This window comes from Mesorhizobium bavaricum, from assembly GCF_056781655.1.
In genome coordinates, this window is sequence record NZ_CM165566.1 from 1,169,341 (window position 1) to 1,190,476 (window position 21,136).

Sequence of the window (21,136 nt, forward strand, 5' to 3'; positions counted from 1 at the left end):
TAGGGCGGTTCAACAGAGCGGGCAAATGATTTCAAGGGATTCGATCGTCGCGTTGTCGAGCGGCCGCCTGCCGGCTGGCGTTGCCGTCATCCGCATTTCCGGCCCACAGACTCGATTCGCAGTCGAAACGATTGCCGGCGGCATGGTTAAGGACCGCGCAGCGGTTCTGCGCAAGTTCAGAGCACCCGATGGCACTGTGCTCGACAACGGTCTGGTGGTCTTTTTTCCCGGCCCCGCAAGTTTTACGGGCGAGGATGTGGCGGAATTCCACGTTCATGGCGGCCGCGCCGTGGTGGCCAGAATGCTGGAGACAATCACACGTTTCGACGGTCTCAGGCATGCCGAACCCGGTGAATTCACACGCCGCGCCTTCCTCAACGGCAAGTTCGATCTCGTGGAGACCGAAGCGCTGGCCGATCTCGTCAATGCGGAGACCGAGGCGCAGCGGCGCTTTGCGGTCCAGAATGCTGAAGGCGTGCAGAGCGAACTCTATCTCGGTTGGCGCCGTCAGCTGATCCATGCCCGAGCCATGATCGAGGCCGAGATCGATTTTGCCGACGAGGACGATGTGCCAGGTTCTGTTTCGGATACGGTCTGGTCTGACGTTCGGGCGATGATCGGCGAGATCGACCGGCACATGGCCGGATTTCGCGCCGCCGAGATCATCCGCGATGGGTTCGAGGTCGTCATTCTCGGCGCGCCCAATGCCGGCAAGTCGAGTCTGTTCAACGCCTTGGCGCGGCGCGATGCTGCTATTGTAACGGATGAGCCCGGCACCACCCGCGACCTGCTCGAGGTGGTGCTCGATCTCGATGGGCTGCGCGTCCGGTTGACCGACACTGCAGGACTGCGCGATGCGGCCGGGAAGGTCGAGGCGATCGGCATCGAGAAGGCAAGGGCCAAGGCCGATCGCGCCGATCTCTTGCTGTCGTTACAGGACGTTGCTGATCCAAAGACTGTTGGTTCGATGCCGGCGGGGATACCGGCCTTGCGCGTCGGCACCAAGCTCGACCTGTTGGACAGGCAGGCGGTTCGCGATGTGGGCAAGCGCTACGATCACGCCATCTCGGTCGTGGATGGGACAGGTGTGGAGACATTGCTGGCGGAAATCGGCCAGCGCGCCGCGAGCGCTGCCGGCAGTACCGGCGATATTCTTCCATCACGCCTGCGCCATGTCGAATTGCTCGGCGAAGCAAACCGCCATCTGCGCCGAGCAATTGACGACCGGGCTATCGGGCAGGAACTGCGCGCAGAGGAGTTGCGCCTCGCGGCAGATCGGCTCGGCCGGATCGTCGGAGCCATCGATGTCGAGGACATGCTGGACGTCATTTTCGCGCAGTTCTGCATTGGGAAATGACTCACGTGAAACAATCGCAGCCCGCTTTAGAGATCGGCGGGATGACTCACGTGAAACGTAGTGAAACGTAGTGGCAGATGTTGGCGGCGCCCCTTATTGCGCTGCGGGGCATTTCTTCGCGCATGGTGGCGGACTGTCGCCTCCCGCGCAACGTTTGGGGTTAGCGAAGCCATCGATAACCGCGCCCCTCTCCCCGTCACTAGATGGGAAGAGGATGCCGGCAGGCAGGTGCGGACACGCTGACCACTAATGGATCCCCCTTGCGCTGATCAGGTGGAACATGGCTGCAAGGCCTCGCTACCTGTTTCACGTGAAACGACTCGCGGAGTTTTCTTGACAGCATCGCCTTGCGGGGACATGTGTCGCTCAATCTTTTGAGTCCAGGACGTTTGGAAATGACCGATCACTTTGATGTGGTTGTGGTGGGCGGCGGCCACGCGGGGTGCGAGGCGGCCAGTGCAGCCGCGCGCGCCGGTGCTAGAACCGCCCTGGTGACGCTGCGCTTCGACACGATCGGCGTGATGTCGTGCAATCCGGCCATCGGCGGGCTCGGCAAAGGCCATCTGGTTCGTGAGATCGATGCCATGGACGGGTTGATGGGCCGGGTGGCGGACGCCGCGGGCATCCAGTTCCGCCTGCTCAACCGCCGCAAGGGGCCGGCGGTGCGCGGCCCGCGCACGCAGGCTGACCGAAAGCTCTATCGCCTTGCCATGCAAGAAGCGATTCGGCTCCAGAACGATCTCGCCGTGGTCGAGGGCGAAGTGCTCGACTTCGAAATCGACGACGGGCAGATCGCCGCTGTTCTCCTGGCCGACGGCAGGCGGCTGGCCTGCGGCGCCGTTGTTCTGACGACCGGGACATTCCTGCGCGGGCTCATCCACATCGGTGACAAGAAGATCGTCGCCGGCCGCATGAACGAGCAGGCCAGCCTCGGCCTGTCGGCAACAATGGACCGTACCGGCTTCAAGCTCGGCAGGCTGAAGACGGGCACGCCGCCAAGGCTGGATGGGAAAACCATCGATTGGGCGTCGCTGGAAAGCCAGGCGGCGGATGAGGATCCGGTGCCGTTCTCGCTGATGACCGATCGTATCACAACACCACAAATCGAGTGCGGCATCACGCGCACAACAACGGCGACGCATGATCTGATTCGCGCCAATCTCAGCCGGTCGGCCATGTATTCCGGTTCGATCGAGGGCGTCGGGCCTCGCTATTGCCCATCGATCGAGGACAAGATCGTCAAGTTCGGTGACAGGGACGGGCACCAGATTTTTCTCGAGCCGGAAGGGCTCGACGACGATACCGTCTATCCCAACGGCATCTCCACCTCGCTGCCGCAGGATGTGCAGCTCGAGATTCTCAAAACCATCCCCGGGCTTGAGCGCGCCGTCATGCTGCAGCCGGGCTATGCCATTGAATATGATCATGTCGATCCGCGCGAATTGCATCAGACGCTTGAGACGAAACGGGTTGGCGGTCTCTTCCTCGCCGGGCAGATCAACGGCACCACCGGATATGAAGAGGCGGCCGGGCAAGGCCTGCTCGCCGGCTTGAACGCCGCGCGGCGTTCGGCAGGGGACGAGCAAATCGTGCTCAGCCGCACTGAAGCCTATATCGGTGTCATGGTCGACGATCTGACCAGCCGCGGCATTGCCGAGCCCTACCGGATGTTTACCTCGCGGGCCGAATTCCGGTTGTCGCTGCGCGCCGACAATGCGGATGAGCGGCTGACGCCTTTGGCGGCGAAGCTCGGGATCGCTTCGGCGCAGCGGATGCAGCGCTATGGCGACATGATGCGGCAGCTCGACGAAGCGCGCCAGTTGGCGGTGTCGCTGAGCTTGACCCCCAACGAAGCGGCGCGGCTTGGGCTGGAGATCAACCGGGATGGCGTGCGCCGCTCCGGCTATGAGTTGCTGGCCTATCTCGGCGTCGATGTCGCCTGGCTGGCTCGTGTCGAGCCAAGATTTGGGGACATCGACGCCAAGACGGCGGAGCGGCTCGAAACGGAAGCGAAATATTCGGTCTATCTCGATCGTCAGAAGACGGATGTAGCGCAGATCCGGCTTGAGGAAAGCCGACTGATTCCCGAGACGGTCGATTTTGCCGGCGTGCCGGGCCTCTCCAACGAGCTCAAGCAGAAGATGCAGGCGCGGCGGCCGCGTTCGATCGCCGATGCCCAGCGCATGGAAGGCATGACGCCGGCGGCGCTGGCGATCATCGTCGCGCATGTCCGCCATGCCGCGAGTGCGCAGCGAACTGACCAAAGGGATGTTGCGTGAGTTCCTTTTCATGGGAGAGCCTGCAGGACGCGGCAGGCCCGGTTTCACGTGAAACATTCGATCGACTGGTGGCGTTCGAGCAGATGTTCCAGAAATGGAATCGCAGCATCAATCTGGTTGCGCAGTCGACGTCCGGTGATGTCTGGCAGCGTCACATATTGGACAGCGCGCAACTCGGGCGCATCGAGCCCACGGCCATACGCTGGGTCGACATAGGCTCGGGTGGCGGATTTCCCGGACTTGTCATGGCCTTCCTGCTTGCCGAGCGCGAGGGCGCCAGCATCGACCTGGTTGAAAGCAATCGCAAAAAGGCATCGTTCCTGCAGACCGTCATCGGTCAGTTCAGCCTGCCGGCGCGGGTCGTGGCGCGCCGCATCGAAGACAGCCATGCGCTTGTTTCGACGCCACAAATCGTCACCGCGCGCGCCTTGGCCTCGCTTTCTACCTTGCTGGATCTGTCGGCGCCATGGCTGACGTCAGGCGCGCGCGGCCTGTTCCACAAAGGCCGGGATTACCGGGCGGAAGTGCAAGAAAGCGTTCACCGATGGGCCTTCGATCTGGTAGAACATCCAAGTGTGACCGACCCGCATGGGGTCATCCTTGAACTGTCGAACGTGCGACCCGTTTGACTTGCGTTTGGCGATCCACGACATGAATGCCTGGCATAGACCCATGATGAAGAATGACCCCCGAATCATCACCGTAGCCAACCAGAAGGGCGGCGTCGGCAAGACGACCACCGCCATCAATCTGGCTACCGCGCTGGCGGCAATCGGCGAAAAGGTGCTGATCGTCGACCTCGATCCGCAAGGCAATGCCAGCACCGGCCTCGGCATCGATCGCAAGGATCGGACGGTCTCGTCTTACGACGTGCTGACCGGCGAGCTGGATCTGGAAGCCGCGGCCATCCCGACGGCGGTGCCAGGCCTGTCGATCGTGCCGTCGACCCTCGACCTGCTCGGCATCGAGATGGAGATCGCCTCGGCGCCGGACCGGGTGCTGCGGCTGCGCAACGCCTTGCGCGCCTCGGCCGAACGCTCGGCCGGCTTCGGCTATGTGCTGATCGACTGCCCGCCGTCGCTCAACCTGCTGACGTTGAATTCGATGGCTGCCGCCGATTCGGTGCTGGTGCCGCTGCAATGCGAGTTCTTCGCTCTCGAAGGCCTCAGCCAGTTGCTCGAAACCGTCGAGCAGGTGCGCCGTTCGATCAATCCGGACCTGACCATCCAGGGCATCGTGCTGACCATGTATGACGGCCGTAACAATCTCGCCAACCAGGTGGTGCAGGACGTGCGCGCGCATATGGGCGACAAGGTCTACGAGACCATCATTCCGCGCAATGTGCGAGTGTCCGAGGCGCCATCCTACGGCAAGCCGGCGATCCTCTACGATCTCAAATGCTCGGGCAGCCAGGCCTATCTGCAGTTGGCGTCGGAAGTGATCCGCCGCGAGCGCAAATTGCGCGCCGCTTGATTAGCTGACATGCATAATTAATAGCCGATTCGATACCGAAACGATCTGGAATAGCCAACTGGAAGTGTTATGAGCGAAGACCTTTCGAGAAAAAGACTGGGCCGTGGGCTGGCGGCGCTGATCGGTGAGATCGATCGTCCGGCCGCACCCGAAAAACCTGGTATGAGCGGCGACGGCAAGGTGCCGATCGAGTTCCTGACCCCTAATCCGAAAAATCCGCGCCGGCATTTCGGCGAGGCCGAGCTGACCGATCTTGCCCAGTCCATCCGCGAGCATGGCGTGGTGCAGCCGGTGGTGGCGCGGCCTTCGCCGACGCTGGCTGGCCGCTACGAGATCATCGCCGGCGAGCGGCGCTGGCGAGCGGCGCAGCGCGCCGGGCTGACCGAGATCCCGGTCATCGTCCGCGAGGTCAACGACCGCACCGCGCTCGAACTGGCGATCATCGAGAACGTCCAGCGCACCGACCTCAATGCGGTCGAGGAAGCGCTTGGCTATCAGCAATTGATCGACGATCACGGCTATACCCAGGCCGACCTCGGCCAGGTGATCGGCAAGAGCCGCAGCCATGTCGCGAACACGCTGCGGCTGCTGAAGCTGCCGGATGTGATCCGCGATATGCTGGTCGATGGCGCGCTGTCGGCGGGCCATGCCCGTACGCTGGTGACGGCGGAGGATCCGGCCGGCCTTGCCAAGCGCATCGTCGAGGAAGGGCTTTCGGTGCGCCAGGCCGAGGCGCTGGCGCAGATGCCGGCCGGCCCTACCCCAGCCAAGCCGAAGCAAGCGCAAAGTACGCCGGAAAAGGATACCGATACGCTAGCGCTGGAAAGGCTGATGACCAACACCATCGGTATGATCGTGTCGATCGATCACAAGGCCAAGGGCGGCGAACTTCGTGTCGCGTATCGGTCGCTGGAGCAGCTCGACGAGCTGTGTCGACGGCTGAAGCAGGAGCGGTAGTTAGCCGACGAAGTGCTCTGACTTGAAAGCTTGCTTGGCCAGTCAGACTTGAGGCCTCGCGCCGTCCTCCCTTCCCTTCTCCCATTGTGGGAGAAGGTGTCGCCGAAGCGACGGATGAGGGGTGTTCCAGAAAACACCTGCGCCTCATTCCGTCCAACACCCCTCAACCGTCTCGGCGCTGCGCGCCGATCCACCCTCTCCCACAAGGGGGAGAAGGGAAGAACCCTACCTCTGCGCAAGCCGGCTGCTCTCCACCACAATGCCGAGCAGCGCCTGGCGTGCCAGCGCAACCGACAGATCCGGCCGCCGCCGCGTCTGCAGTACCGCGGTCTGCAGCCGGGTCAGCGCGCGGCCGAGGGCTTCGCTGCTCCAGCGCTCCAGCGCTTTCTCCACCAGCTTGCGCCGCGAGAAAAACACCGGCGGGCGGGCGGCGGCAACCACCGAAGCCGCGTTGCGGCCGGCAGAGTCCATCTGGCCACGCATGGCCTGGATCGACTGCAATTGGCGCATCGCCGAGGACAGTACCAGGAAGGGCGGGCCGCCGGACTGGCAATGGCGGGTGAAGGCGGTGTCGAAATCGCCGATCTTGCCTTCGAGAAGCGCGTCGACCGCGTCATCGAAGGAGGCCCCGGACACGTCACCCGACATCGCCCTGACCTCTTCCAGCCCGATCTCCGTCCGGCCGTGGGCGTAGAGAATGAGCTTTTCGATCTCGCCGCGCGAGGCCAGCCGGTCGCCGCCGAGATTGCGGCGCAGGGCCTGCCTGGCTTCCATGGTCATCGACATGCCTGCTTTCTGCAGTTCTCCGTCGATAACGGTGTCGATGTCGCGGGCCTCGTCGGCATAGCATGGCAGCGCCATGGCGTTGTCAGCCGCTTCGACGATGGCACGCAGGCCGACGCCCTTCTTGAGATCGCCGGCCTCGATCAGGATGATGGCGTCACGCGGTGGCTCGGCCGTGAGTGCCTTGACGTCGTCGGCCAGCGCCTTCTGGCCACTGGCATTGCGCACCCAGAGCAGCCGCCGGTCGGAAAACATCGGCACGGTGCGTGCCTCGTCGAGCAGCCGGCCCTCGTCGCGGTCAACCTCCGAGCCGTCCAGCCTGACCACCGAGAAGGGATCGTCGAGCGGCAGGCCGGTCTTCCCGGCAAAGGCTTTTGCGCGCTCGGTGACGAGGCCTCGGTCGGGACCATAGAGCAGGACGATCGAGATGCGCTGGTCCGGTCGGGCCAGCCAGGAATCGACCTCGAAAGCTTTCTTCTGTGCCATGGAGGGTGGTTAGCACAGCGCGAGCGCCGGGTGAACGGAGTTCGAGCGAAACCGCGGCGCGCGCGATCTCCCTCACACGGGGGGAGATTGGCAGGTTCGACCGCAGCACAAGTCGCCGCAATCCGCCCCCAATCACCTTATCTTCCGGAAAACGCGGCGCAATCTTGCGCCAAATTGCGCGTCCCTGCCCAAGATCGACAAGAAATTTCGCGGACATATCTTCATTTTGTGGGGGGAGGCTGCATCGGCCGGTGCGGCCGGGACCGACGCCCGAAGGTTTGCCCGACGAATCGCACTGGTCTGGCGGCGCAGATATGCAAATATCAGCGCCAGGCAACATTGGAGGACAAAGGTCATGGCCGATGCTGGGACGTTGCGTTTTCACGTTCCGGAACCGGAAGTGCGGCCGGGCGGAACGCCTGACTTTTCCAACGTACCCATCCCGAAGGCCGGCTCGGTGCCGCGCCCCGATATCGATGTCGATCCGCGCACGATCCGCGATCTCGCCTTCTCGATCATCCGGGTGCTGAACCGCAATGGCGAAGCCGTCGGTCCCTGGGCCGGCCTGCTCTCCAGCGACGAGCTTCTGGCCGGCCTGCGCCACATGATGACGCTGAGGACATTCGATGCCCGCATGCAGATGGCGCAGCGCCAGGGCAAGACCTCGTTCTACATGCAGCATCTGGGCGAAGAGGCGGTGGCCTGCGCCTTCCGCAAGGCGCTGGCGCCGGGCGACATGAATTTCCCGACCTATCGCCAGGCAGGGCTGCTCATCGCCGACGGCTATCCGATGGTCACGATGATGAACCAGATCTATTCCAACGAGGCCGACCCGCTCAAGGGTCGCCAATTGCCGATCATGTATTCGTCGAAGGAACACGGCTTCTTCTCGATCTCCGGCAATCTGGCGACGCAGTACATCCAGGCGGTCGGCTGGGCGATGGCCTCGGCGATCTCGAACGATTCGAAGATCGCCGCCGCCTGGATCGGCGATGGCTCGACCGCCGAATCCGATTTCCATTCGGCGCTGGTGTTCGCCTCCACCTACAAGGCGCCCGTCGTGCTCAATGTCGTCAACAACCAGTGGGCGATCTCGACATTCCAGGGCATCGCCCGTGGCGGCTCGGGCACTTTCGCGGCCCGAGGCCTCGGTTTCGGCATCCCGTCACTGCGCGTCGACGGCAATGATTATCTCGCCGTCCATTCGGTGGCCAAATGGGCGGCGGAGCGCGCGCGCAGCAATCTCGGGCCGACCCTGGTCGAATATGTCACCTATCGCGCCGGCGCGCATTCGAGTTCGGATGACCCCTCGGCCTACCGGCCAAAGACCGAATCCGACGCCTGGCCGCTCGGCGATCCGATCGTGCGGCTGAAGAACCATCTGATAGGGCTCGGGGTCTGGTCGGACGAGCGGCACGCTCAGGCCGAGGCGGAAATCCTCGACACGGTGATCACGGCGCAGAAGGAAGCCGAAAGCCACGGCACGCTGCATGCCGGCGGCAAGCCGTCGACCCGCGACATGTTCGAAGGGCTCTATGCCGAGATGCCGCCGCATCTGCGGCGCCAGCGCCAGCAGGCGGGGGTCTGACCATGCCAAGACGGACCATGATCGAGGCCATTCGCGACGCCATGGATGTGTCGATGGCGCGCGACGAACGCGTCGTCGTGTTCGGCGAGGATGTCGGCTTCTTCGGCGGCGTCTTCCGCTGCACGCAGGGCCTGCAGGCCAAATACGGCAAGAGCCGCTGCTTCGACGCGCCGATCAACGAATCCGGCATTGTCGGCTCGGCCATCGGCATGGCCGCCTACGGGCTGAAGCCGTGCGTGGAGATTCAGTTTGCCGACTACATGTATCCGGCCTATGACCAGCTCACCCAGGAAGCGGCGCGGCTACGCTACCGCTCGAACGGCGATTTCACCTGTCCGATCGTGGTGCGGATGCCGACCGGCGGCGGCATTTTCGGCGGCCAGACCCACAGCCAGAGCCCGGAAGCACTGTTCACCCATGTGTCGGGGCTGAAGACCGTGGTGCCGTCCAACCCGCATGACGCCAAGGGGCTGCTGATCGCGGCGATCGAGGATCCCGATCCGGTGATCTTCCTCGAACCGAAGCGGCTCTACAACGGTCCGTTCGATGGCCACCACGACCGGCCGGTGACGCCCTGGTCGAAGCACGAGCTCGGCGAAGTCGCCGACGGCCACTACACGGTGCCGCTCGGCAAGGCGGCGATCCGCCGGGCGGGCTCGGCGGTAACGGTGCTGGCCTACGGCACCATGGTCTATGTCGCGCAGGCCGCCGTCGAGGAGACCGGCATCGACGCCGAGATCATCGATCTCAGGACCCTTTTGCCGCTCGATCTCGACACCATCGTCGCTTCGGTCACGAAGACCGGGCGCTGTGTCATCGTGCATGAGGCGACGCTGACCTCAGGCTTCGGCGCCGAGCTGTCGGCGCTGGTGCAGGAGAACTGCTTCTACCATCTGGAAGCGCCGGTGGCGCGGGTCGCCGGCTGGGACACGCCCTATCCGCATGCGCAGGAATGGGACTATTTCCCCGGCCCGGCCCGTGTCGGCCGGGCGCTGCTCGAAACCATGGGAGCCTGAGATGGGCGAACACATCATCAAGCTGCCCGATGTCGGCGAAGGCGTCGCCGAGGCCGAGCTCGTCGAATGGCACGTCAAGATCGGCGACATCGTGCGCGAGGACACCGTGCTCGCCGCCGTCATGACCGACAAGGCGACGGTTGAAATCCCGTCGCCTGTCGATGGCGAAATCCTGTGGCTCGGCGCCGAGATCGGCGACACGGTGGCGATCGGCTCGCCCATCGTGCGGCTGAAAGTGGCGGGCGAGGGCAATGTGAAGCCGCAAGGCGGCGACGTGGCAGCGGTGGCCGCCGAGCCACCGGCGAAGCTGCCGACGCCGAAGCCCGAGGCCGCCGCGCCAACCGCGAAGACGCCGCCAAAGGCAGGCGGGACGGACGTGAAACCTGCACCGGCCGTCTCGAAAAGCGCGCAGCAGCCTTCCCTTTCCGGCGCGCCGCGCCCGGAAGGTGAAAAGCCGCTGGCATCGCCTGCGGTCCGCCTGCGGGCAAAAGAGGCCGGCATCGATCTGCGGCAAGTTTCGGGAAGCGGACCGGCCGGCCGCATCGGCCATGAGGACATCGAGGCCTTCCTGGCGCGTGGTCCGCAGATCGCCAGGACATCCGGCCTCGCCCGCAACGACGCCATCCAGGACATCAAGGTGGTTGGGTTGCGGCGCAAGATCGCCGAGAAGATGACGCTGTCCAAATCGCGCATCCCGCACATCACCTATGTCGAGGAGATCGATGTCACCGCGCTGGAGGATCTGCGCGCCGCGCTCAACAAGGAAAAGCGCGCGGGCAAGGCGGAGCGGCCGAAGCTGACGCTGCTGCCATTCCTGATGCGGGCGATGGTCAAGGCTATCGCCGACCAACCCAATCTCAACTCGCTGTTCGACGACGAGGCCGGCATCATCCACCAGCATGGCGGCATCCATATCGGCATTGCCGCGCAGACGCCGTCGGGGCTGGTGGTGCCGGTGGTCAAGCATGCCGAGGCGCGCGACATCTGGGAGTGCGGCGCCGAGGTGATCAGGCTTGCCGAGGCGGCCAAGTCCGGCACCGCGACACGCGACGAGCTGTCCGGCTCGACGATCACCATCACCTCGCTCGGCGCCATGGGCGGGGTGGCGACGACGCCTGTCATCAACCATCCGGAAGTGGCGATCATCGGCGTCAACAAGATGATGGTGCGGCCGGTGTGGGACGGCACCCAGTTCATCCCGCGCAAGGTGATGAACCTGTCCTCCAGCTTCGACCACCGGGTGATCGACGGCTGGGACGCCGCGGTCTTCATCCAGCGCATCAAGGCGCTGCTGGAAACGCCGGCGCTGATCTTTGTGGATTGATTCCATGGGCCTCATCCCGAACGTCCCGAAGCATGAGAAGGATCGTTGGAAGTCCGCGGCGACGGAACGCTGGCTCCCCCTTCTCCCCCTGTGGGAGAAGATGTCGCCGAAGGCGGCGGATGAGGGGTGCTCCAGCTTGGCGACAACGGCACTCCGTACAACATCCCGCATCCGTCTCGGCGCTGCGCGCCGATCCACCTTCTCCCACAAAGGGAGAAGGGACCGCGCGCATTGGCCATCGCCGAAAGGACAGCTGACATGAAAGAGATCTCCTGCAAGCTGCTCGTCATCGGCGCCGGCCCCGGCGGCTACATCTGCGCCATCCGTGCCGGCCAGCTCGGCGTCGATACGGTGATCGTCGAAGCTGGCAAGCCCGGCGGCACCTGCCTCAATGTCGGCTGCATCCCCTCCAAGGCGCTGATCCATGCGGCGGAGGAATTCGAGAAGGTCTCGCATATGGCTGGCGGCAACAGCCCGCTCGGCATCTCGGTGACTGCACCCGTGCTCGATCTCGGCAGGACCGTCGCCTGGAAGGACGGTATCGTCAGCCGGCTCAACAGCGGTGTCGCCGGCCTGCTCAAGAAGGCCGGGGTCAAGACGGTGCATGGCTGGGCGGCGTTTCGCGACGGCAAGACAGTCGCGGTCGAGACCGAGACCGGTGTGCAGGTGATCCGGGCCGAAACGATCGTCATCGCCACCGGCTCGGCGCCGGTCGAACTGCCGTTCCTGCCGTTCGGTGGCCCGGTGATTTCATCCACCGACGCACTGGCGCTGAACGAAGTGCCGAAGAAGCTCGCCGTGGTCGGTGGCGGCTATATCGGCCTCGAACTCGGCATAGCCTTTGCCAAGATGGGGGCTGAAGTGACCGTGGTCGAGGCCTTGCCGCGCGTGCTGGCGCAGTACGACGCGGAGCTGACGCGGCCCGTCGTCAAGCGGCTCACCGCCCTCGGCATCGACGTGATGCTGGGTGCCAAGGCCAAGGGGACCAAGGGCGACGCGCTGCTGGTCGAGACATCTGATGGCAAGAGCGCCAAAATCGCCGCCGACAGGATTCTGGTGACGGTCGGCCGCAAGCCGGTGACCGAAGGCTGGGGGCTCGAGCAGATCGACCTCGACATGGCGGGAAAGTTCATCCGCATCGACGATCAGTGCCGGACCTCGATGCGCGGCATCTTCGCCATCGGCGACGTCACCGGCGAGCCGATGCTGGCGCATCGGGCGATGGCGCAAGGCGAAATGGTCGCCGAGATCATCGCCGGCCACAAACGCAGCTGGGACAAGCGCTCCATTCCCGCGGTGTGCTTCACCGATCCGGAGCTGGTGACGGCTGGCCTGTCGCCGGAGGAGGCGAAGGCGCTGGGCGGCGAAATCAAGATCGGCATGTTCCCGTTCGCCGCCAACGGCCGGGCGATGACGAAGCTCGGCGAGGATGGTTTCGTCCGCGTGGTGGCACGCGCGGACAATCATCTGGTGCTCGGCATCCAGGCGGTCGGGCAAGGCGTGTCGGAACTGTCGGCGGCTTTTGGGCTGGCGCTGGAGATGGGCGCAAGGCTGGAGGATATCGCAGGCACCATCCATGCCCATCCGACGCAAGGCGAAGGGTTCCAGGAAGCGGCGCTCAAGGCGCTGGGGCACGCGTTGCATATTTGAGGGGGAGCAGCCGGTTCGCGAAGCGAATTAATCGTGCCAGTGGCACGATGAAAGGCCGGCGAACGCCGGGACGCTGCGAAGCAGCGGGGACCCGGCGGGCGGTTGGCCATTCATTTCCCGGCCCTTCGCAGGCTCAGGGCGTTCGAAGCTCGAAAAGCCAAGCAATTGGCTTCTCGTTCGCTGCGCGAACCGCTTCTCACCCCCACAAGGGGAGAAGGGAAGGTGGCGCCTCAGCTCGCGAGCCGGCTCACCATCTCGTGCTGCGCATAGGCGCGGCCGAAGCGGTTGGCGAGGAAGGCGTCGAGTGCGATGTCTTCCTGCTTGACGAAGCCGGTCGCGGGCAAAGTCCCGTCGGCAAGCATGTCGAGCACGGCGCAGATGCCGGAGGCGGTGGTGATCTGGATGGCGCTGCGCACGACGTCACCTACCCGCTTTGAGTAGATCTTGTTGGCGTAGGTCTCCTGCAGCAGGCGGCCGTTCTTGCGGCCCGAGACGGTGACGAAGACGATGACCACGTCCTGCAGCGTCGCCGGCAGGGCGCTCTCGAAGATGTCCTTCAGCACGTCGCGGCGGTGGCGCAGGCCAAGGTCGTTGAGCAGCGCCTTCATGATCGCCGCGTGACCGGGATAGCGGATGGTGCGGTAGTTCAGCGTGCGCACCTTGCCCTTCAGCGTTTCGGCCAAAGTGCCCAACCCGCCTGAGGTGTTGAACGCTTCGTAGGTAACGCCGTCGAGCGAGAATTCCTCTCGCTCCTCGAGCGGTGGCACTTCGATCAGCTCGCCCTCGACGATCGCCTCGCAAGGCTCGCAATATTCGTTGATGACGCCGTCGGTGCTCCAGGTCAGATTGTAGTTCAGCGCATTGGACGGGTATTGCGGCAGGGCGCCGACGCGCATGCGCACGCTTTCCAGCGAATCGAAGCGGCTGGCCAGATCATTGGCGACGATCGAGATGAAACCCGGCGCCAGGCCGCATTGCGGGATGAAGGCGCCTTTGCCCGAACGCGCCAGTTCCTTGACCCGCCTGGTGCTGACGACGTCCTCGGTGAGGTCGAGATAATGCACGCCGGCACTTGCCGCCGCTTCGGCGATGCGCGTGGTGAGGTGGAAGGGGGCGGCGCTGAGCACCGCGAACTTGCCGGCCAGGGCCGCTTCGAGCGTGCCCGCGGCTTCGATGTCGAGTTCCAGCGTGGCAACCGTTGCCGGCAGCTCGGCTGCAGTGAGTTGTGCCGCCGAGCGGTCGACGAGGGTGACGTGGTAGTCACTGGTGGCGGCGAGCATCTCCGCAATGGTCGAGCCGATCTTGCCGGCGCCGACAACAACAATTTTCTTCATGAAACGTCCCTCACCCAAAAGCTGAACTTGATGGATAGAATCGCAGCTTGCCCGTCGAAAGGAAGCGTGGAATTGTTCGAAACGAAACTCTGATTGTGCAATCTGCCGATGGAAACCGTCGAAATGCTCAGTGACGCCGAACAGGCCCTGCTCTCCCTGCTGCGCGACAATGCGCGCGCCTCGACCGCCGAACTTGCGCGCAAGCTCGGTGTCTCGCGCACGACGGTGCAGAGCCGGATCGAACGGCTGGAGCAGCGCGGCATCATCACCGGCTATGGCGTCCGGTTGGCGCTCGACTACGAACAGGGGCTGGTGCGGGCGCATGTGCTGCTCACCGTGACGCCCAAGCTCGCCGACAAGGTGGTGCGCGGCCTGCAGGCGCTGGCGCCGGTCAGGACGCTGCATTCGGTCAGCGGCAATTTCGATATGATCGTCATCGTCGACGCGCCGTCGATCCGGGACCTCGACATGCTGCTCGACCAAATCGGCGCCATGGACGGGGTCGAGCGAACCTTGTCGTCGATCATCCTGTCGACACGCATCGACCGCTAAGCGGACTTCTGAGGACCCAAGCTGAACCAGCGCCGCAGCACCAGGCACTTCGCCGGCTAATCCATCACCAGGGGAAAGCTCACCACCACGGCGAGGCCCGGCCGACAATCGTCAAGGGCAATGGATGCACCGTGCAGATCGGCGATGGCCCTGACAAGGCTGAGGCCGAGGCCGCTACCCGGCGTCGACCGGCTGTGGTCGAGCCGATAGAGCCGCTGAAACACCTTCTCGCGCTCGTCGGCGGGAATGCCGGGCCCGTTGTCGGCAACGCTGGCGACAACGCGTTCGCCCTGGCGCGTCACCGACAGCTTGATCGTCGTGCCGGGCGGGCAATGGCGCAGCGCATTCTCGACCAGATTGGCGAACATCTGCGTCAGCAACTCGCGATCGCCGTGGATCCGCTCCGTCTTTTCATGCAGTTGCGACGACGACAGCGACTTGCCGTCATCCTCGGCAACGTCGGTGTAGATCTCGGCGATGGTCTCCAGGATCTCGCCGAGATCGACGTCGGTGAACCGCGCCCTGCGCGCGCCGGCCTCGATCTGCGCGATGCGCAGCAGGGCGTCGAAGGTCTCGTTGATTTGCAGGCTCTCGGCATGCGCCTCCGCCAGTTCGCCGGAGATCGTTTTGCCCGACAGGTTCTTTTCCGAAGCGGAGTCGAGGATCATCTGCAGACGGTTGAGCGGCGTCTTCAGATCGTGGGCGATGTTGGCGCTGACCTGCTTCATGCCTTCGACCAGCGCCGACAGGCGGTCGAGTGCCGCATTGACCTGGCTGGAGACGATGTCGATATCGTCGCCCTTGCCGGTCAGCGGAATACGGGTGTCCAGCCGGCCATGCGAGACATCGACCATGGTGGCGGCGATGCCGTCGAGTCGGCTCTGGACGCGCGAGGCGAGCAGGGCGCCGCCGGCGACCGCCAGCCCGGTGATGATCAGCGTTGCCCAGCCGAAGCTCATCAGCATGATCGTCTCCAGTTCCTCCGTCTCGTCGAGGCTGAAGGCGACCGTCAGATTGTTACCGCCGATCGAGCCGGAATAGGCCCGATATTCGGCACCCGGGGGCACGCCGGGCATTTCGGCGTTGAACATCGAGAAACCGTCGGGAAGCCCTGCCGCGATGAAATTGCCGGCCAGGCGATCCCCGGCCGCGTCAGTCAGCGAAAACAGCTGTTCCTTCCTGGGGCTGCGCATGGAGTGGCTTTCGGTGGTCTCCACCAACTCCTTGAGATCATTGCCGGCATAGGTCGCGGCGATGACCGCGTAGGTCTCCTTGATGGTGTCGTCGAGCCGCTCGGCAAGATCGGCGCTCATCATCTGGTAGACGATGGCGCCCGACAGCACGAAGGCCAGCATGAACAGGAAGGCGAAGGTCAGAGCGAGCCGGAACGGCGTGCTGCGCAGCAGGCGGGTCCATGTTCCGGTCATGAGGGTGCGTGCAGGCTGTAGCCGGTGTTGCGGACCGTGTGGATGAGCTGGGTTTCGAACGGCTTGTCGATCTTGGTGCGCAGCCGGCTGATATGGGTTTCGACGACGCTGGTCTTGGGATCGAAATGAAAATCCCAGACCCGCTCCAGAAGCATGGTGCGGGTGATGACGCGGCCTTCGCCGCGCATCAGCACCTCCAGCAGGCTGAACTCCCGCGGCTGCAGGTCGATCGTCTGGCCCTGCCGCGTGACGCGCCGCATGATCAGGTCCATCTCCAGATCAGCAACCCGCAGAACCGTCTTCTGCTCTTGCGCGGCCGGCCGCCGGCCAAGCGCGTTGATACGGGCGAGAAGCTCGGAAAAGGCGAAGGGCTTGACCAGGTAGTCGTCGCCGCCGGCCTCGAGTCCTTCGACGCGGTCATCGACACCGCCGACGGAAGTGAGAAAGATCGCCGGCGTCCGCACGCCGGCCGCGCGGATCGCCTTGACCATCGACAGGCCGTCGAGGCCCGGGATCATGCGATCGGCGATGATCACGTCATAGCTGCCGCTGGTCGCCGCGAACAGCGCGTCGTGGCCGTTGCGCAGCAGGTCACAGACATGGCCGGCCTCGGTCAATCCCCTGACGATGTAGTCGGCCGTCCTGTGGTCGTCCTCGACAAGAAGAAGTCGCATGGCAGTTCCGGTCCGTTGCCGAGATCGGCGACAGGCTAGCACCGGCATGAGTCCGTTCCTAGGATGGCATGAGCCATGGGCTCCTGTTCTCCTCTGGAGTCAGTCCGATTCCACCAAGAGCTCGTCGGCCTTGTCGGTGGTCCCGTTCAGGGTCATGTGGAGGACGAGGGCGATGATGCAGCCGAGGAAGAGCAGGCTGATGAAAATCGTGCCGAAGCCCAGGCCACCATGTCTGGCCGACCGTGAAAGCAGGTCGCCGAAGGAGGCGCCGAGCGGCCGCGTCAGGATATAGGCGAGCCAGAAGGCCAGGATGCCGTCCAGGTTGAGCAGATACCAGGCGAGCGCGATGAGCGCGATGACGCCGCCGAACAGCAGGCCGGTGGCGAGATAGCCGATGTCTAAGCTTTCGGCGACAAGGTCCCCGGCGGCGGTGCCGAGCGAGAAGGTGAACAGGATCGCCAGCCAGTAGAAGATCTCGCGGCGGGTGGTGACGATGGTGTGGATCGACAGCGTTCTTTCGCTGGCGTACCAGACCGCGAATGTCGCGGCGAGCGCCACCGAGAAGGCAATGGTCGTCGTCTGCAGGCGCACGCCGAAATTATCGACGAGGTTGTCGGTGACCAGCGTGCCGACGATGCTGATCAGCACCACCGCCAGCCAGTAGGCCCAGGGCACGTAACGCTTCTGCGCGAACTGCAGGACAAGCGCGGCGATCAGGATGCCGGTCATGATCAGCGACGTGACGGTCAGCCCGAGGCCGAGATTGACGGCTAGGTAGTCGGCCGCTGTCTCGCCCATGGTCACCGCCATCAGCTTGATCAGCCAGAAATCGACGGTGACGTCCGGGACCCTGTTGTGGCCCGGTGCGGCGGAGTGTTGCGTGCCGGGCGAGAGCATGACGGACGTCCTGATGATACGGCGGAGCGGAAGCGATCCGGCATCCGCACGGTAGGCGGCAGAGTTCTCGCCCGCCTGTCCGGCGGCATACAAATTCGTAAGATTGGGCGCGGCGGCGCGAAAGGCCTTTACGAATGCCTTGCGGTGCGCCGATAGAAGCCGGGTGCCTTGCATCCGCCATCAATGTGGTGGCCCAGTATCCCCAAGCTTGCCAACGCCCGCTTGCCAGCGCGCCAGGGAACACGATGACCTACGCTTCCCTAAAACCGGTTTCACAGGCCTTCGACCAGCGCAAGCGGCTGATCTTCGTGCGGGTTGCGGCGACGCTCGCGGTGCTGCTTCTGTTTCTCACCAAACCGGCACTCAGCGAGGGCTCGAACGGGCACGAAACGCTCGAATTCGTCGGCCTCTGCCTGGTGCTCGTCTGCGTCGCCGGACGGCTGTGGAGCATCCTCTATGTCGGGGGCAGGAAGAACGAGGAACTGGTTTCGACCGGACCGTTCTCGGTAACCCAGAATCCGCTCTACTTCTTCTCGACGGTCGGGGCGGTCGGCGTCGGATTGCTCTTCGGCTCGCTGCTGGCCGCCGTCGCGCTGGGCCTGGCCAGTTTTTTCATCTTTCACATCACGGCGCGCAAGGAAGCCGGATTTCTGCTCGGCAAGTTCGGTCCGGCCTATCTAGCCTATGCCAAGAGCACGCCCCGGTTCTGGCCAAATCCGCTTCTGTACCATGATCATGACCAGATGCAGTTCTCGACGCGGGCGCTGAAGCGCACGTTCTTTGACGGGCTCTATTTCCTCGCCATCTTCCCGGCCATCGAACTGGTCGAGCATTTCCGGGCGACCGGCCTGCTGTTCCCGGCTTTTGTCACGCTCTACTGATCAGCGGCTGCTGTCTCTTTGTTTGACGCAATTCCCCAGGGAAAGCGCTATGCGCATTTCCCGGGAAAACAGCTTCCACACTTTTCCTGGAATTGCTTAGCTACCAAGCGGATGCGGCATGTAGCCGACGAAGCCCGTGATCTTCCAGTTTCCCCCGACCTTGGTGCAGAAATACAGCGTCTGCCATTTCAGCCTGTCGACGCTGCCGTCCGCCTTGGCGACGGAGCCGTCGAATTTCTTGTGCAGCACCGCGCGGTCGCCGTCGACATCGATGTCGCGCATGTTGGTGACGCGGAACAGCGCCTCGCGCAGCGGCTCGGCAAACTTCGTCGCCGCCGTCTCCTTGGCCTGGCGCAGCCACTCGTCGCGATAGATGTCCAGTCTCGGAAACTGCAGCCGCCAGGCGTCCGCGTTGTGAAGGAAATGCGCGTGCATGCCGAAGAAGCTTTCAGCCACGAAATCATGCTCGACCATCGACCAGTCCTGGCCGATGAAGGCGTCGATGTCGCGCCGCACCAGCATTTCCCAGAGCGCATGGCGATCGGCATCGCCGGCCGGAAACGGGTTCCTGTCGTAGGTCATTCTCGGTCTTCTCCGGTCTGAAAATGCGTCTGTCCGTTGCGGCTGCAAAGCAACCCGCGGGCGCGCACGATGCAAGCACTTATGTAAGAAAGCAACATGAATTGCTGGGGATGTTGCTTTCCAACATGGCCCCTATGAGGAACGCGCCGATCGGGGTAAATGTCGGCCGAAGCGGGAGCCGCCACGGCATCCCGTCCTGTCATCAGAGGAGGTCATCCCTTGCCGAAGCAGTGTTTTGGAACGTCGCATGTGCCGCTGTCGCCGGCAGTGCGCGCCGGCGATCTGGTCTATGTCTCCGGCCAGGTGCCCGTCGGCAGCGACGGCATCGTGGTCAAGGGCGGCATAACAGAACAGACCGAGCAGGTGCTCGCCAACGTGAAGGCAGCACTGGCGCTCGCCGGCTGTACCCTGGACGATGTCGTCAAGACGACGGTCTGGCTGGAAGACGCGCGCGATTTCGGCGCCTTCAACGCTGTCTATGCCAGGCATTTTCCGAAAAATCCGCCGGCCCGCAGCACGGTCGAGTCGCGGCTGATGATCGACATCAAGATCGAAGTCGAGGCGGTCGCCTACCGGCCGGTCTAAAAGACTGAGCCGGCAAAACAATGAACCGGAGGTGACCTCAATGCAATTCGACCTGCTGCTGAAGGGCGGACGGCTGATCGACACGGCGTCCGGGCTCGACGCGCCGCGCGATGTCGCCATTGCCAATGGCCGCATTGCCGCGGTCGACGCCGACATTCCGGCCGATCGCGCCGCTCAGGTCGTCGATGCCGGCGGCTGCATGGTCACGCCGGGCCTCGTCGACCTGCACAGCCATGTCTATTGGGGCGGCACTTCGCTCGGCGTCGATGCCGACCGGCTGGCGGCCAAGAGCGGCACCACCACCTTCATCGATGCCGGCAGCGCAGGCGCCGGCAATTTCCTTGGCTTCCGCCGCCATGTCATGGAGCGCTCGAAGGTCCGCATCCTCGCCTATGTCAACATCTCCTTTGCCGGCATCTTCGGCTTCTCGCAGACGGTGTCGGTCGGCGAGTGTAGCGATCTCAGGCTGTGCGAACCGCGCGAGGTCGTCGCGGCGGCGCGCGAACACCGCGATGTCGTGGTCGGTGTGAAAGTCCGTTCCGGACGCCATGCCGGCGGCACCAGCGGCATCGCCCCGGTCGACCTGGCGCTGGAGGCAGCCGACCAGGCCGGCCTGCCGCTGATGGCGCACATCGACGAGCCGCCGCCCGGCCGTTCCGACGTGCTGCCGCGGCTGCGCAAGGGCGACATCCTCACGCACTGCTTCCGGCCGTTTCCCAATGCGCCCGTCTTCGCCTCCGGCGCAGTGCGGCCGGACATGCGGCTGGCGCGCGAGCGCGGCGTCATCTTCGATCTCGGCCATGGCATGGGCTCGTTCGATTTCGCCGTCGCACGGGCCATGCTCGAGGAGGGGCTGGCGCCGGACGTCATCAGCAGCGACGTGCATCTCTACTGCGTCGACGGGCCGGCCTTCGACATCCTGGTCTGCATGTCGAAGCTTCTGGCGCTCGGCATGCCGCTGGTCGAGGTTCTGCGCGCTGCGACGCAAGCGCCGGCGCGGGCGATCGCCAGGCCCGACCTCGGCACGCTCGCGGTCGGCACCGTCGGCGACGTCGCCGTGCTCCGGCAGCGCCCGGGCCGCTTCACCTTCGTCGACGCGGTCGGCGCCTCGCTGGTCGCCGACCAGCGGCTGGTCTGCGAAGGCATCGTCGTCGGCGGCACCTGGTGGCGGAATGAGACGGTGAACGATGCCAGCGAAACCGAGCGTTTCGAAGCGCAGACGCACCACACCCATGTCGAGGTCGCGGCCCGGCACTTCGGACACCGGCATGAGTGACAGCTGATCTCCACA

The 21,136-nt window shown here is 64.3% G+C and carries 19 protein-coding genes; 13 read left to right on the forward strand and 6 right to left on the reverse strand.

The genetic code is table 11. The features are described from left to right. Window positions 1-25 precede the first annotated feature (25 nt). The 5 genes from mnmE to AC1RZR_RS05630 all read left to right on the forward strand — a co-directional run bounded on the left by mnmE (window position 26) and on the right by AC1RZR_RS05630 (window position 6,066). Entirely contained in the window at window positions 26-1,357 is a 1,332-nt protein-coding gene (mnmE, locus tag AC1RZR_RS05610; RefSeq protein ID WP_481827901.1) for a tRNA uridine-5-carboxymethylaminomethyl(34) synthesis GTPase MnmE, read from the forward strand. Between the two features lie 395 nt (window positions 1,358-1,752). Further along, window positions 1,753-3,636, forward strand: a complete 1,884-nt coding sequence (gene mnmG, locus AC1RZR_RS05615; protein WP_481827902.1) for a tRNA uridine-5-carboxymethylaminomethyl(34) synthesis enzyme MnmG — start codon at window positions 1,753-1,755, stop codon at window positions 3,634-3,636. Next, entirely contained in the window at window positions 3,633-4,265 is a 633-nt protein-coding gene (rsmG, locus tag AC1RZR_RS05620; protein ID WP_481827903.1) for a 16S rRNA (guanine(527)-N(7))-methyltransferase RsmG, read from the forward strand. The genes mnmG and rsmG overlap by 4 nt, the downstream gene beginning before the upstream one ends. Before the next feature lie 43 nt (window positions 4,266-4,308). Then, complete coding sequence (locus AC1RZR_RS05625; protein ID WP_481827904.1) at window positions 4,309-5,109, forward strand: ParA family protein; 801 nt, start codon at window positions 4,309-4,311, stop codon at window positions 5,107-5,109. 69 nt (window positions 5,110-5,178) lie between these two features. Beyond that, a complete protein-coding gene (locus AC1RZR_RS05630) occupies window positions 5,179-6,066 on the forward strand; it encodes a ParB/RepB/Spo0J family partition protein (RefSeq protein WP_481827905.1) in 888 nt (295 codons plus the stop codon). Window positions 6,067-6,291: 225 nt separating this feature from the next. Here the strand turns inward: AC1RZR_RS05630 and holA are convergent, their stop codons facing one another. After that, a complete protein-coding gene (gene holA, locus AC1RZR_RS05635; RefSeq protein ID WP_481827906.1) occupies window positions 6,292-7,335 on the reverse strand; it encodes a DNA polymerase III subunit delta in 1,044 nt (347 codons plus the stop codon). Window positions 7,336-7,690: 355 nt separating this feature from the next. Here holA and AC1RZR_RS05640 point away from each other — a divergent pair, with 355 nt between their 5' ends. From AC1RZR_RS05640 to lpdA, 4 genes are all read left to right on the forward strand, one after another. After that, window positions 7,691-8,923 carry a 3-methyl-2-oxobutanoate dehydrogenase (2-methylpropanoyl-transferring) subunit alpha gene (locus tag AC1RZR_RS05640; protein WP_481827907.1) on the forward strand — a complete coding sequence of 411 codons (1,233 nt, stop codon included), beginning with the start codon at window positions 7,691-7,693 and terminating at the stop codon, window positions 8,921-8,923. Window positions 8,924-8,925: 2 nt separating this feature from the next. After that, window positions 8,926-9,939: an alpha-ketoacid dehydrogenase subunit beta gene (locus tag AC1RZR_RS05645; RefSeq protein WP_477268777.1), complete on the forward strand. Its 1,014-nt coding sequence runs from the start codon at window positions 8,926-8,928 to the stop codon at window positions 9,937-9,939. Between the two features lies 1 nt (window position 9,940). After that, complete coding sequence (locus AC1RZR_RS05650; RefSeq protein WP_481827908.1) at window positions 9,941-11,263, forward strand: dihydrolipoamide acetyltransferase family protein; 1,323 nt, start codon at window positions 9,941-9,943, stop codon at window positions 11,261-11,263. A gap of 258 nt (window positions 11,264-11,521) precedes the next feature. Further along, the gene (gene lpdA / locus AC1RZR_RS05655) at window positions 11,522-12,913 is read left to right on the forward strand and encodes a dihydrolipoyl dehydrogenase (RefSeq protein ID WP_481827909.1); all 1,392 of its coding nucleotides are present in this window, start codon (window positions 11,522-11,524) and stop codon (window positions 12,911-12,913) included. Window positions 12,914-13,143: 230 nt separating this feature from the next. Here lpdA and AC1RZR_RS05660 read toward each other — a convergent pair whose 3' ends face one another. Next, window positions 13,144-14,247, reverse strand: a complete 1,104-nt coding sequence (locus tag AC1RZR_RS05660) for a saccharopine dehydrogenase family protein (protein ID WP_481827910.1) — start codon at window positions 14,245-14,247, stop codon at window positions 13,144-13,146. 123 nt (window positions 14,248-14,370) lie between these two features. On the opposite strand from AC1RZR_RS05660, the gene AC1RZR_RS05665 reads away from it, so the two are divergent. Further along, a complete protein-coding gene (locus tag AC1RZR_RS05665) occupies window positions 14,371-14,799 on the forward strand; it encodes an Lrp/AsnC family transcriptional regulator (protein ID WP_481829024.1) in 429 nt (142 codons plus the stop codon). Between the two features lie 56 nt (window positions 14,800-14,855). Here the strand turns inward: AC1RZR_RS05665 and AC1RZR_RS05670 are convergent, their stop codons facing one another. The 3 genes from AC1RZR_RS05670 to AC1RZR_RS05680 form a co-directional block, all read right to left on the reverse strand. Further along, entirely contained in the window at window positions 14,856-16,226 is a 1,371-nt protein-coding gene (locus AC1RZR_RS05670; RefSeq protein WP_481827911.1) for a HAMP domain-containing sensor histidine kinase, read from the reverse strand. Beyond that, window positions 16,223-16,900, reverse strand: coding sequence for a winged helix-turn-helix domain-containing protein (locus AC1RZR_RS05675; protein ID WP_481827912.1), 678 nt, complete (start codon window positions 16,898-16,900; stop codon window positions 16,223-16,225). The genes AC1RZR_RS05670 and AC1RZR_RS05675 overlap by 4 nt, the downstream gene beginning before the upstream one ends. A gap of 99 nt (window positions 16,901-16,999) precedes the next feature. Next, on the reverse strand, window positions 17,000-17,797 hold the full coding sequence (locus AC1RZR_RS05680) for a COG4705 family protein (protein WP_481827913.1): 798 nt from the start codon (window positions 17,795-17,797) through the stop codon (window positions 17,000-17,002). 245 nt (window positions 17,798-18,042) lie between these two features. Here AC1RZR_RS05680 and AC1RZR_RS05685 point away from each other — a divergent pair, with 245 nt between their 5' ends. Next, window positions 18,043-18,678, forward strand: coding sequence for a methyltransferase family protein (locus tag AC1RZR_RS05685; protein ID WP_481827914.1), 636 nt, complete (start codon window positions 18,043-18,045; stop codon window positions 18,676-18,678). A gap of 96 nt (window positions 18,679-18,774) precedes the next feature. Here the strand turns inward: AC1RZR_RS05685 and AC1RZR_RS05690 are convergent, their stop codons facing one another. Next, window positions 18,775-19,260, reverse strand: a complete 486-nt coding sequence (locus AC1RZR_RS05690) for a hypothetical protein (protein WP_481827915.1) — start codon at window positions 19,258-19,260, stop codon at window positions 18,775-18,777. Window positions 19,261-19,479: 219 nt separating this feature from the next. Between AC1RZR_RS05690 and AC1RZR_RS05695 the strand changes: the two genes are divergently transcribed. After that, window positions 19,480-19,845, forward strand: coding sequence for a RidA family protein (locus AC1RZR_RS05695; protein ID WP_379094349.1), 366 nt, complete (start codon window positions 19,480-19,482; stop codon window positions 19,843-19,845). A gap of 40 nt (window positions 19,846-19,885) precedes the next feature. After that, complete coding sequence (locus tag AC1RZR_RS05700) at window positions 19,886-21,121, forward strand: amidohydrolase/deacetylase family metallohydrolase (RefSeq protein ID WP_481827916.1); 1,236 nt, start codon at window positions 19,886-19,888, stop codon at window positions 21,119-21,121. The last annotated feature ends 15 nt before the right edge of the window (window positions 21,122-21,136 follow it).